Annotated in this window: 11 protein-coding genes; 4 read left to right on the top strand and 7 right to left on the bottom strand. The window is 74.7% G+C overall.

Annotated features, from left to right (window positions below; translation table 11 throughout):
* Positions 1 to 185: 185 nt before the first annotated feature.
* Both GQS09_RS28730 and GQS09_RS22910 read right to left on the bottom strand, forming a co-directional pair.
* Positions 186 to 383, bottom strand: a complete 198-nt coding sequence (locus GQS09_RS28730; RefSeq protein WP_207958167.1) for a hypothetical protein — start codon at positions 381 to 383, stop codon at positions 186 to 188.
* Positions 346 to 1,947, bottom strand: a complete 1,602-nt coding sequence (locus GQS09_RS22910) for a regulator (protein WP_243761694.1) — start codon at positions 1,945 to 1,947, stop codon at positions 346 to 348. The genes GQS09_RS28730 and GQS09_RS22910 overlap by 38 nt, the downstream gene beginning before the upstream one ends.
* A gap of 275 nt (positions 1,948 to 2,222) precedes the next feature.
* On the opposite strand from GQS09_RS22910, the gene lipB reads away from it, so the two are divergent.
* The 3 genes from lipB (at position 2,223) to GQS09_RS22925 (ending at position 4,965) form a co-directional block, all read left to right on the top strand.
* Positions 2,223 to 3,167 carry a lipoyl(octanoyl) transferase LipB gene (gene lipB / locus GQS09_RS22915; protein WP_165989246.1) on the top strand — a complete coding sequence of 315 codons (945 nt, stop codon included), beginning with the start codon at positions 2,223 to 2,225 and terminating at the stop codon, positions 3,165 to 3,167.
* Positions 3,168 to 3,265: 98 nt separating this feature from the next.
* Positions 3,266 to 4,207, top strand: coding sequence for a lipoyl synthase (lipA, locus tag GQS09_RS22920; protein ID WP_165989247.1), 942 nt, complete (start codon positions 3,266 to 3,268; stop codon positions 4,205 to 4,207).
* A 53-nt stretch (positions 4,208 to 4,260) separates the two neighbouring features.
* Positions 4,261 to 4,965: a DUF4191 domain-containing protein gene (locus GQS09_RS22925; protein WP_165989248.1), complete on the top strand. Its 705-nt coding sequence runs from the start codon at positions 4,261 to 4,263 to the stop codon at positions 4,963 to 4,965.
* 272 nt (positions 4,966 to 5,237) lie between these two features.
* Here GQS09_RS22925 and GQS09_RS22930 read toward each other — a convergent pair whose 3' ends face one another.
* Positions 5,238 to 5,738: an RDD family protein gene (locus tag GQS09_RS22930; protein ID WP_165989250.1), complete on the bottom strand. Its 501-nt coding sequence runs from the start codon at positions 5,736 to 5,738 to the stop codon at positions 5,238 to 5,240.
* Positions 5,739 to 5,979: 241 nt separating this feature from the next.
* Here GQS09_RS22930 and glnA point away from each other — a divergent pair, with 241 nt between their 5' ends.
* Positions 5,980 to 7,395 carry a type I glutamate--ammonia ligase gene (gene glnA, locus GQS09_RS22935; RefSeq protein WP_165989252.1) on the top strand — a complete coding sequence of 472 codons (1,416 nt, stop codon included), beginning with the start codon at positions 5,980 to 5,982 and terminating at the stop codon, positions 7,393 to 7,395.
* Between the two features lie 63 nt (positions 7,396 to 7,458).
* On the opposite strand, the gene GQS09_RS22940 is transcribed toward glnA, so the two are convergent.
* From GQS09_RS22940 to GQS09_RS22955, 4 genes are all read right to left on the bottom strand, one after another.
* Complete coding sequence (locus GQS09_RS22940) at positions 7,459 to 9,426, bottom strand: HEXXH motif domain-containing protein (protein ID WP_165989254.1); 1,968 nt, start codon at positions 9,424 to 9,426, stop codon at positions 7,459 to 7,461.
* A gap of 65 nt (positions 9,427 to 9,491) precedes the next feature.
* Positions 9,492 to 9,668 carry an aldo/keto reductase gene (locus GQS09_RS29860; RefSeq protein WP_165989256.1) on the bottom strand — a complete coding sequence of 59 codons (177 nt, stop codon included), beginning with the start codon at positions 9,666 to 9,668 and terminating at the stop codon, positions 9,492 to 9,494.
* 160 nt (positions 9,669 to 9,828) lie between these two features.
* Entirely contained in the window at positions 9,829 to 11,028 is a 1,200-nt protein-coding gene (locus GQS09_RS22950) for an effector-associated domain 2-containing protein (protein WP_165989258.1), read from the bottom strand.
* Positions 11,025 to 11,744 (bottom strand): alpha/beta fold hydrolase (locus GQS09_RS22955; protein ID WP_165989260.1); only part of this gene is annotated, 720 nt, incomplete at its 5' end. The genes GQS09_RS22955 and GQS09_RS22950, both read right to left, overlap by 4 nt.

The following is an 11,744-nucleotide window of genomic DNA, read 5'->3' on the forward strand; positions in this document are numbered from 1 at the left end:
CCGCCTCCGTGCCGGCGCCGCGCCGGCGCCGCGCCGGTGCCCGCGGCCTGCTGCGCCCTGCTCCTGCACGTCGGCGAGCAGGCCGCACGAGACCGTCCTCACCGCCGTCGCCCCGGGCTCGGACGCCCCGTGCGCCCCGCGCCGACGGCCCCGGACGGTTCCGGGCCGGTGGCGTCGGGCCGCGGTCACATCAGGGCGGCGGTGCGGTCGCGGTAGTCGCGGACCGGCGTGGCGTCACGGTACGGGTCGAGGCGGCGTTCGAAATCCTGGACGTATTCGTGGGCGCGCACCGAGCGCATGTCGGCGGCCTGCTGGGCGGCCTCCGATCCCAGGGTGCAGGCCTGGTCAAGATCGCCCAGCCCCAGCCGGGCGGTGGCCAGCACGATCCGGCAGAACAGCCGGCTGCGGGCGAACGCCGGGGCACGCAGCTGGAGCGACCGCTCGGCGTACCGGGCGGCCGTCCGCCACTGCTGGAGATCCCGGTGGCAGTGGCCGAACTCGTCGGCCAGCTGCGCCTNGCACGATCCGGCAGAACAGCCGGCTGCGGGCGAACGCCGGGGCACGCAGCTGGAGCGACCGCTCGGCGTACCGGGCGGCCGTCCGCCACTGCTGGAGATCCCGGTGGCAGTGGCCGAACTCGTCGGCCAGCTGCGCCTCGTCGAAGAACCGGGCCCAGGCCGGGACCTCGTCCCCCGGCCGGACCGCCTCCAGGGCGCGCTCGGCCCGGGCGAGGGCGGCGGCGCAGGCCCGCGCCTCGCCCTGCACGCCGTGCCCGCGGGCCTCGGCGGCGTGCAGCAGGGCCTGGACCGCGGACGGCGCGCTGCTGGCCACGCCCTGCTGCGCCACCCGGGCGAGCTGCACCGCCTCCCGGCCGTGTCCCAGGTACACCGCCTGGCGGCTCATGGACACCAGCACATAGGCGCCGAAGATCCGGTCCCCGGCGGCCTGCGACAGCCTCAGCGCCTGCACGAAGTAGCGCTGCGCCAGCCCGTGCGCGGCGATGTCGAAGGCCGTCCACCCGGCCAGCCGGGTCAGGTCGGCGGCGGCGGCGAACAGCCGGCGGCCGATCTGCTCGCTGTAGGTGCCGCGCAGCATCGGCTCCAGCTCGTGCTCCAGGTAGCGGACCATGGCCTGCCGGGCGTGCCCGCCGCCGTAGGCCTGGTCGAGGTTGCGGAAGAGCTCGGCCACCGAGCGGAGCGCGGCGATGTCGCCGGCCGTGACCCGCTGGCCCGGGCCGCGCTCCACCCGCTCGACGGGCGAGGGCGGGCGGCGCGGCACGGCGCCGGGCGGCAGCGGGCCGCGCAGTCCGGCGGGGCCGCCGCCGGCGACCGAGCCGGGCCCGCGGTTCTGCTCCGGCACCCGGGGCATGCCGGGGCGCAGGCCGGGCGGGCGGCCGGGCACCTCCGGCCCGGAGTGCCCGCCCGGCCCGGCGTGCCCGCCCGGCCCGGGGCGCTCGCCGGGCTCGCCGCGGCCGACCCGCTCGTCCGGGCGGCCGATCAGCCAGTCGCGGCTGGGCACCACCAGCCCGGCCGGGGTGAAGGCGATCTTGCGCAGCTCGGCGTAGCTGCCGGTGTCCTTGCGCCACAGGCCGGTGACGATGTCGACGGCCTCGGCGGGCGTGGCGGCGAACTCCAGCCCGGCGTAGACCGGGGCGCACGCCTCCAGGCCCAGGTCCTGCGCGGTCAAGCGGCGGCCGAGCCGCCGGGTGAAGACTTCGGCGATGAGCGCGGGCGTGGCGCCGCGCGGTCGCTGCCCGCGCAGCCAGCGGGTCACGGATGTCTTGTCGTACCGGAGATCGAGCCCGTGTTCCAGGCCAAGCTGATCGACCCGTCTCGCCAGTCCGGCGTGCGAGAAGCCGGCCTCCGCGATCAGCGCGGCGAGCTGCCGGTTGGGGTTCCGTCGGGGGGACTTCGAGGAGGCCGGGCCTCCAGGTCGTTCCGTGGACATCAGCTATGGGGTCTCCTGCCGAAAGGCTGTGCGGCACCGGCGCGCCCTGCTGGAACGGCGGTGGAACGGCGTGAATGTAACGGTCCTGGCGGGATTCCTCGCCTTCTGGAGCTGGGATTCATCCATACGTGTGAGCATCGGCCCCGGTGCGGGGCCTGCGGTGGTCCGCCGTACAGTGGACGGGACGGTGAGATCGGAGAACCGGCCGGTGTCGCACGCCCGTGCGGAGCACGGCCGTGGCGCCGGGCGGACGGAGCGAACCCGGAGGGATCTCCATGGGGACGGTGACGGGGCCGGCACAAGGGCCGGGGACGGCATCCGGGACGGCGTCCGGGACACCCCGGGCGGCAGCGGCGCCCGCGGCACCGGAGCCGGGGCCCGGGCCGGAGTTCGTCCGTCTCGGTTTCGGCGCGGAGGCCGTCGACTACCACCGGGCCTGGGAGGAGCAGCGCCGGGTGCACGCGGCCCGCTTCGCCGACGAGGTCCCCGACACCGTGCTGCTGCTGGAGCACCGCGCGGTGTACACCGCGGGGCGCCGCACGCTGCCCGGCGAGCGTCCGCTGGACGGCACCCCGGTGGTGGACGTGGACCGCGGCGGCAAGATCACCTGGCACGGCCCCGGGCAGCTGGTCGGCTATCCGATCCTGAAGCTGCCGCGCCCGGTGGATGTGGTGGCCCATGTGCGGCGGCTGGAGGAGGCCCTGATCCGGGTGTGCGCCGAGCTGGGTCTGGAGACCACCCGGGTGGAGGGCCGCAGCGGGGTGTGGGTGCTGGGCGAGTCGCTGCCCGGGCGCGCCCCGTCCGGCGCGCCGGGCACGGCCGGGCTGGCGCTGGACCTCGGCCCGTATCCGTCCGGGGCCGGCCCGGGGGCGGAGGACGACGAGGAGTACGACCCGCGGCTGCGCGGCCCGGAGTACGCGCCGTCCAACGCGGGCCAGCGCGGCGAGGACCGCAAGCTGGCGGCGATCGGCATCCGGGTGGCCAAGGGCGTCACCATGCACGGCTTCGCGCTGAACTGCAATCCGGACAACACCTCCTTCGACCGGATCGTGCCGTGCGGCATCCGGGACGCGGGGGTCACCTCGCTCTCCGCCGAGCTGGGCCGCGAGGTCACCGTGCGGGAGGTGCTGCCGCTGGTGGAGAAGCATCTGTCCGAGGTGCTGGCCGAGCAGCGCCCGCGGGCCCGGGCGACCGGACGCCCGGAGCAGGCAAAGGCGTAGAGCGACGCCGGAATCCGAGCGCGAGGGGCCCGGTTGTCCGGTGTAGTCAAGGCGTACGCTGGTGTTCGCCGAGGAATCGAAAGCACAGGGAGCCGGACGTGTCCGCTGTCGCACCCGACGGTCGCAAGATGCTGCGTCTTGAGGTCCGGAACAGCCAGACCCCGATCGAGCGCAAGCCCGAATGGATCAAGACCCGGGCGAAGATGGGCCCCGAGTACACCGAGCTGCGCGGGCTGGTGAAGCGCGAGGGGCTGCACACCGTCTGCCAGGAGGCGGGCTGTCCCAACATCTTCGAGTGCTGGGAGGACCGCGAGGCCACCTTCCTGATCGGCGGCGAGCAGTGCACCCGCCGCTGCGACTTCTGCCAGATCGACACCGGCAGGCCGGCCGAGCTCGACCGCGACGAGCCGCGCCGGGTGGCCGACTCGGTGCGCCAGATGGGCCTGAAGTACGCCACCGTGACCGGTGTGGCGCGGGACGACCTGGAGGACGGCGGCGCCTGGCTGTACGCCGAGACCGTGCGGCAGATCCACGCGGCGATGCCGGAAACCGGCGTCGAGCTGCTGATCCCCGACTTCAACGCGGTGCCCGCCCAGCTCGCCGAGGTGTTCTCCTCCCGTCCGGAGGTACTCGCGCACAATGTGGAGACCGTGCCGCGGATCTTCAAGCGGATCCGTCCGGCGTTCCGCTACGAGCGGTCGCTCGAGGTGATCACCCGGGCCCGGGAGGCGGGCCTGGTCACCAAGTCGAATCTGATCCTCGGGCTGGGCGAGACCCGTGAGGAGATCTCGCAGGCGCTGCGCGATCTGCACGGGGCCGGCTGCGAGCTGCTCACCATCACCCAGTACCTGCGGCCCTCGGTGCGCCACCACCCGGTGGAGCGCTGGGTGAAGCCGGAGGAATTCGTGGAGCTGAAGGCGGAGGCCGAGGAGACCGGCTTCGCCGGGGTCATGTCGGGACCGCTGGTGCGTTCCTCCTACCGCGCCGGGCGGCTGTACCGTCAGGCGATCGAGAAGCGGGACGCCGCCTCCGCGGCCTGAGGACGGGGGGTGCCCCGTATCCTTGTTCCCGTAACTCACCGGAAAGAGGACTGATGGCGAGGAAAGAGAAGCAGCAGGCGGCCGACTCCGAGAACCCGGGGCGTCTGAAGCAGATCAAGCTGACCTACCGGATGGCCAAGCGGGCCGACCGCAGGCTCGGCTGGATTCTGCTGGCGGTGGCGCTGCTCAGCTTCGGCATCGTCCTGGCCATCGGTTTCCTCATCGGGCACCCCGTCTACCTGGGCATTCTGGGTGTGCTGATCGCGCTGCTGGTGACCACCGTGGTGTTCGGCCGGCGGGCCGAGCGGGCGGCGTTCCAGCAGATGGAGGGCCAGCCGGGGGCCGCGGCCGCGGTGCTGGAGAACATGCGGCGCGGCTTCGTCACCACCCCGGCGGTGGCCATCAACCGCCAGCAGGACGTGGTGCACCGCACGGTCGGAAAGTGCGGCATCGTGCTGGTCGGCGAGGGCAACCCGAACCGGGTGAGGGGCCTGCTGACGGCGGAGAAGCGGCGCATGGCCCGGGCCGTGCAGGAGGTCCCGGTGCACGAGCTGGTGGTGGGCACCGGCGAGGGCCAGGTGCCGCTGCCCAAGCTGCGCTCCCGGGTGCTGAAGCTGCCGCGGGTGCTGCCCGGCTACCGGGTGACCGAGGTGAACGACCGGCTGCGGGCGCTGGGCGACCTGATGTCGAAGATGCCGGTCCCCAAGGGTCCGCTCCCCAAGGGCATGAAGCTGCCCAAGGGCCAGATCCGCCGCTGACCCGGCCGGCGGCTCCCCCGCCGCCATCCTCCCGCGCCCGGCGCGCCCGGCCCCCGCCCCGGTGGCCGGGCGCCGCCGTCCCCGGCTCGGACACGGCAGAACGCCCCGCCACGAACCGGAACGAGCGCCGGAACGAGCGCGGACCAGAGACGTGTGATGGTCTGCGGACACGCGGTATATGACCGTATACACGAGACACCCGGGATACCCGCGATACCCGCGGCACAGGACATCCACGCGACCCGGCGCGGCGGACGGGTGCCGGCCGGCGGTCAGATGCGGACCTGCACCGCGCCGGAGAGCCGGTCGTGCAGGCCGCGGCCGTCCCGGTCCCAGATCAGCGCGGGCACGGCGAGGGCCAGCAGCACCGAGCGCAGCGCGGCGCGCGGGAAGGTCAGCCGGGTGCCCTGCACCGAGATCACCCGCAGGCCGAGCAGCCGCTTGCCCGGGGTGGCGCCGACCGTGCCGACGGTGACCACGGCCAGCACCGTGAACACCAGCAGCGTCCAGTTGCCCAGCGAGGTGCGGTCGCCGGCGAGCAGGCCGTAGGCCACCAGGGTGCACATGGCCCAGTCCAGGCCGATCGCGGCCAGCCGGCGGCCGGGCGCGGCGATCGAGCCCGGGCCCTCGGCGGGCAGGCCGAGGCGGGCGCCCCGGTGGCCGAGGTCGGCGCCGAGCTGTTCGGCGCCCGCCCGGGGACCGGAGAGCCAGGTGCCGATCGCCTGCCGGGCGGCGGTGGGTTTGTCCGGCTTTTCCGCAGTCTGCTCGTCCACGGATCCACGGTAGCGCGGCGCCGGACGATCATCCCCGGCGCCCCCGGCCGGATGCCGGGAAATCGGGCGGGAACCGGCAGGGCGGACGTAACACCGCGGGAGGTCTGGTTAACATCGGCGAAACAGATGGGTCATGCCCGAGAAATGCCGGGTCCTTAGTGTCGGCCAGGCAGGCTGCTGTGTGCGGGCTGTTCCCGAGCTGCAAACGCCCCGTCGTCCAGGCGGGCTAGGAGGACACCGGATGTTCCAGAACGCCGACGAGATCAATCGGTACATTGCGGAGAACGACGTCAAGTTCATCGACGTCCGTTTCTGTGACCTGCCGGGCATCATGCAGCATGTCACGGTCCCGGTGGCGGCCTTCGACCCCGAGGGCCAGCTGATGTTCGACGGCTCCTCGATCCGCGGCTTCCAGGCCATCCACGAGTCCGACATGGCCCTCGTCCCGGACCTGGCCACCGCGCGCCTGGACCCGTTCCGCAAGGACGCCACGCTCAACATCAACTTCTTCATCCACGACCCGATCACGGGTGAGGCGTACAGCCGCGACCCGCGGAACATCGCCCGCAAGGCCGAGGCGTACCTGGCCTCCTCCGGCATCGCCGACACCGCCTACTTCGGCCCGGAGGCGGAGTTCTACGTCTTCGACGACGTGCGTTTCGAGACCAAGTCGAACGCGGGCTACTACTACATCGACTCCGAGGCGGGCGCCTGGAACACCGGCGCCATCGAGGAGGGCGGCAACCGCGGCTACAAGGTCCGCTACAAGGGCGGCTACTTCCCCGCCCCGCCGGTGGACCACTTCGCCGATCTGCGCGCCGAGATGACCCTGGAGCTGATCAAGGCCGGTCTGGAGGTCGAGCGCCAGCACCACGAGGTGGGCACCGCCGGCCAGGCCGAGATCAACTACAAGTTCAACACCCTGCTGGCCGCGGCCGACGACCTGATGCTGTTCAAGTACATCATCAAGAACGTCGCCTGGCGCAACGGCAAGACCGCCACCTTCATGCCCAAGCCGATCTTCGGCGACAACGGCTCCGGCATGCACGTCCACCAGTCGCTGTGGGCGGGCGGCCAGCCGCTGTTCTACGACGAGCAGGGCTACGCGGGGCTGTCGGACACCGCCCGCTACTACATCGGCGGCATCCTCCGGCACGCCCCCTCGCTGCTGGCCTTCACCAACCCGACGGTGAACTCCTACCACCGCCTGGTGCCGGGCTTCGAGGCCCCGGTGAACCTGGTCTACTCGCAGCGGAACCGCTCGGCGGCCATGCGCATCCCGATCACCGGCTCGAACCCGAAGGCCAAGCGCGTCGAGTTCCGCGCGCCGGACCCGTCCTCCAACCCGTACCTGGCCTTCTCGGCGCTGATGCTGGCCGGCCTGGACGGCATCAAGAACAAGATCGAGCCGCCGGAGCCGGTCGACAAGGACCTCTACGAGCTGGCCCCCGAGGAGCACGCCGGCATCCCGCAGGTGCCGACCTCGCTGCCGCAGGTGCTGGACTCCCTGGAGCAGGACCACGAGTTCCTGCTCGCGGGCGGCGTCTTCACCTCCGACCTGATCGAGACCTGGATCGACTTCAAGCGGGAGAAGGAGATCGCCCCGATGCAGCTCCGCCCCCACCCGCACGAGTTCGAGCTCTACTTCGACGTGTGACGGCCGGCGCGCCGGCTCCGGGGCGGGAGCGCGGGCGGCAGGCAGGGGTGTGCCCCCGGTACCTCAGGGTGCCGGGGGCACAGCCCTTTCCGGGGGACCGGGGGTGCAGAGCCAGTCGGCGAGGTGGAGGAGGCCGGGGGTGGAGGCGGGGGTGGGGGCGACGGTTTCGAGGAGGGCGGGGAAGCGTTCGGGGCGGAGCAGCAGCCGGCGGCGGTGGGGGCGGGTGCGGGCGGNGAAGCGTTCGGGGCGGAGCAGCAGCCGGCGGCGGTGGGGGCGGGTGCGGGCGGCGGCGAGCAGCCAGCCGGCCAGGGCGTGCCGGTCGCCGGGGTCGCGGCACAGGTCGGCGGTGTAGCGGTGCAGGGCGGTGTGCGGATCGCCGTGCACCAGGTGCGCGTCGCCGGGGGCGTCGGGGGGCAAGCCGGCCGGGGGGCGGGGCTCGGCGTAGAGCGCGCCCCGCTGGTCGGTCCAGTGGCCGTCCCGCTCCAGGGAGCCGGTGACGGCGGAGCGGAAGGCGCCGGCCGGCGGGGCGGGGCGGCCGGCCCGCAGCCGTCGGGCGAGTTCGGCGCGCTCCCCGGCCGGGCAGCGCAGATTGCGCAGCCGCCATTCGATGCGGTGGCTGAGCGCGGCGGCGGCGGCGCGGGCGCGGAGCCGGGGGGCGACCGGTTCGCGGAGCCAGGCGTCCAGGGTGGCGGCCAGGCCCTGCACCAGGCGGCTGCCGGTCTCGGTCAGCGGCGCCTCGGTGAGCAGGGTGCGCACCACCCGGCGGGTCTGCAGGCGGCGCAGGGCGAAGTGATAGGCGGCGGTGTCCCCGGGCGGCCGGGCGGCGGCGGGGCCGGTCCCGGTCATGCGGTCCCGCCAGAATCCGGTGACGCCGGTGAAGGCGTAGGCGCCGTGCAGCAGACCGGTGGCGTGCCGGGGGTCGGAGCGCCAGGGTGCGTAGTGGCGTTCCCCGAGATCGTCCCGGAGCAGGGCGAACAGGTGCAGCAGGGCGCCGAGTTTGCTGTGCTGGAACTCGTGCACCATGGTCTCGGCCAGGGTGAGGGCGTCGCCCGGCCGGGAGATCACCATGGAGCCGAAGGCGTCGCCGGTGGTGGCGCTGAGCAGGGCGGGCCGGCCGGCGGTGGTGCCGGCCAGGACCCGGCCCCAGGGGACGATCCGCCGGACATGCTCGGCGCGCAGGTGCCCGGGGCGGGTGCCCGGCGGGTGAAGAATCGTTACCGCATCGAAGAGCAGCCGCTGCCAGGCATCGGCCTCGGCGGCCGGCAGCCGGTCCGGTGCCACGGGCCGGTCCAGGTCCCGGTACGGGTCCAGGTCGTCGAGCCAGACCGAGGGCTGCTCGGCGCCGGGCCGGATGCGCAGGGCGCGCAGCGGCAGCCAGTGCGCGCTCTCCCGGCTGCTGAGCGGCTGCACGGTGACCGCGGACCGCCCGTCGTCCAGGGTGAGCCGGGCACCGCGCAGCCGGGCGCGGGCGGCGGTGTACCCGGCTCCGGGGCGGCCCGGACGCAGCCGGGCCAGCCCGAGGGTGGGCAGCGGCACGGCGCCGTCCCGGACCGGGACGGACAGCTCCGCGTCCAGGTCCGCACGGACCGCGGCCACCAGGGCCAGTGCGCACAGATGACCGGCGTCCACCCACAGCGGCGGCCCGTCGGAGGAGCCGTGCAGGCGGCGCAGCAGATGGGCGATCCAGCTTCCCGCCTGCGGGCTGAGCAGCAGGTCCTCCACGGCTTCCGGGCGGCGGACGGCGGCGTCCGAGACGAGTTGCCACGCCTGGCCGACGGAGCCGAGCCCGGCCAGCGGATCGGGGTGCTCCTCCAGCCGGTCCAGCAGTTCGCCGAGCAGGATCAGCCGCCGGGTGCGCTCGCCGCGGAGCAGGAAGCCGACCGCCTCCGGGGAGCCGCCGCCGGCGGCGAGTTCGTCGAACCAGGCGCGCGGCATGCGCAGCCGCCGCCCCTCCGCTGCACCGGGAGGGCCGGGCCGGCCGGTGGTGCCGAGTGTGTCGGTCCGGCCGTGCCGGCCGTCCGGTGCGGACATCGCGTGGGCCTCCCCCGGTCGCCGTGCCGCTGCTCCACCGCCCGAGCCGTGCCGCTCCCGGCCCGCTATTCGGCCCGCCCGGGGTTGGTGCCGCCCAGGGCGTTGCTCCGGGCCCGCCGGACCTCCTCCAGCAGCCGGGCGCTGCGCACCGAGGGCGGCAGCCGGCGCAAAGCGGCGATCTCCACCTCGGCCAGGTCGGCCAGATCGGATTCGACGTGGGGTGCGCCTGGCGCGGTCTCCACGGTCTGATCCCCCTTCGAGAGCGGCTCGGGGCCCGGCCATGACGAAGCGTCCGGCGGCAGGGCGTGCAGTCGGCGGGCGGTGCGGTGGTGTTCTCCGTGTCGTTCCATCATGACGAGCGACCGGCGGTCCGGGAACCCCGCCGATCACCGCCGGTCAGGGTCAGTGGACCGGCGGGCCGGCCGGGTGGCGGCGCGGCCCCGCGCAGTCGCGGACCGCCGCGGCCAGGGCGGCGGCCCGCTCCGGGTCCTCGTCCAGCAGGGTCATCGCGTCGTACAGCAGCCAGAGTTCGCCGCGCTGGCGCAGCACCCGGACGATGGAGAGCAGGTCGGTGCGCGGCACCCGGTGGCGGGGCATCCGCTCCACCGCGGCGGTGCGCAGTTCCGCGACCATGGCCTGCCGCTCGTCCGGATCGTAGACCAGGGGGTAGGCGAGCAGGGCGTGCAGCAGGGCGCCGACCGCTCCCGCTCCCGGGCCGGGACGGGGACCGGGATGGGGACCGGGGCCGGGGTGGGGTGCGGAGCCGGTGACGGGGCGCGGGGCGGGGACGGTCTCGCTGCGGCCGGGCCGGTGGAAACGGATCTCGGGACGCTGGCCGGCGGCCGCGGCCGCCCCCGGCGACGCGGCCATCCGCTCGGCCACCCGGGCGAGCAGAGTGTCCGGCGCGGGCGGCGGCCAGGGCACGTCCGAGGACCGCAGGGTGTGCAGCACGGCGTCGGAGAACAGCCCGGTGGCCCGGTCCGGGTCGTTGGCGGCGCGCTGGCCCCGGCTGCCGGCCAGCAGCAGGGCCTGCTCGTGGGTCTGCACCCGGTGGCCGTGGGGAAGCGTCTCCGAGGGCAAGCTGTGGTGGAAGCCGTGCAGCTCCTCGAAGGTCTGGCAGGCGTCCACCAGCCACAGCTGCCGGTGGAAGCCGGGCAGGGCGTCGCTGGACAGCAGCCGGCGCAGCGACTCCAGGTCCAGGTTGCGCTTGTCCGCGACGGTGGCGTCGGCACAGAACAGCCGCAGATGCTCGTCCCGGTCCAGCACGCCGTGGCCGCCCCACCAGAGCAGCAGCAGATCGCCGTCCAGGGCGGGCAGTTCGGCGACGAAGGTGCGGCGCAGCGCGTCGTGGCCGGCGGACCGGTACGGCAGGCCGGGCGGGATGCCGGGGGTGGCGGGCAGCGGGTCGAGGTGCAGCAGGATGTTCTGTTCCGGCACGCCGGCACGGAGCAGCCAGTCCCGGAAGCGGACCGCGTCGCGTGCCGGTCCGGGCAGTTCCCAGGCGGGTCCGGCGGCGTACCGCTCGATGCCGGTGACCACGGCCACGGTGCGCTCCGGCGGTGCCGTGGTCCAGGCCGCGGCCCGGTCCGGGCCGGCGGTCACGGGAGCCGGTCCGCGATGGTGCGGTAGACCGCGCGGTGGGTCCAGTAGGCGCTGTGCGCGGCCGGGAAGGGCTGGCGGCTGTCCACCGCCGCGTCGGTCACCCGGCCGGGGAAGAGGGGTGCGCCGATGTAGGCCAGCAGGTCGCGCCGGTCGTAGATGTTGAGCCAGGGCGGCATCCGGTCGGGCAGCGGCTCGGGGTGGGCCAGGCCGGGGAGGGCGCCGGTCTCGTAGAGGAAGGGCGCCTGGGAGCCGACCGTGACCAGCAGCCGCACCTGCGGCAGCGGCTCGCCGATCAGGGTGTCCAGGGCGATGATGCCGCCGAGGCTGTGGCCGATGAGCACCACCGGCGGGTCCAGGGCGCCGACCAGGGCGCGCAGCCCGGCGCGCAGCGGTTCGCCGCGGGTGAGGTAGACCAGGATGTCGCCGGCGGCCGGGTGGGCGGCGTCGGTCAGGGCGCGGCGGCGGCGCACCGCGCTGCGGGTGGCCAGCCGCAGCAGCGGGCGGGTGACGAAGGACGGCACGGCCCGCTCGGTCCCGGTGGCCTCCGCGGGTGCGCCCAGGGCGGCGGCCAGGCGGGCGGTGACGGCATCCCGGGCGGTGCCGTCCGGGAGGACGGCGGCGTCCTCGGCGAGTTCCGCGGCGGTCGCGGAGGCGACCAGGGACCGGGCGAGCACCCGGGCCAGTGCGGCCGGGGACAGCGCCCCGGCGGCGGGGCC

This window comes from Streptomyces sp. YIM 98790 (genome assembly GCF_011421595.1).
Taxonomy (GTDB): domain Bacteria; phylum Actinomycetota; class Actinomycetes; order Streptomycetales; family Streptomycetaceae; genus Streptomyces.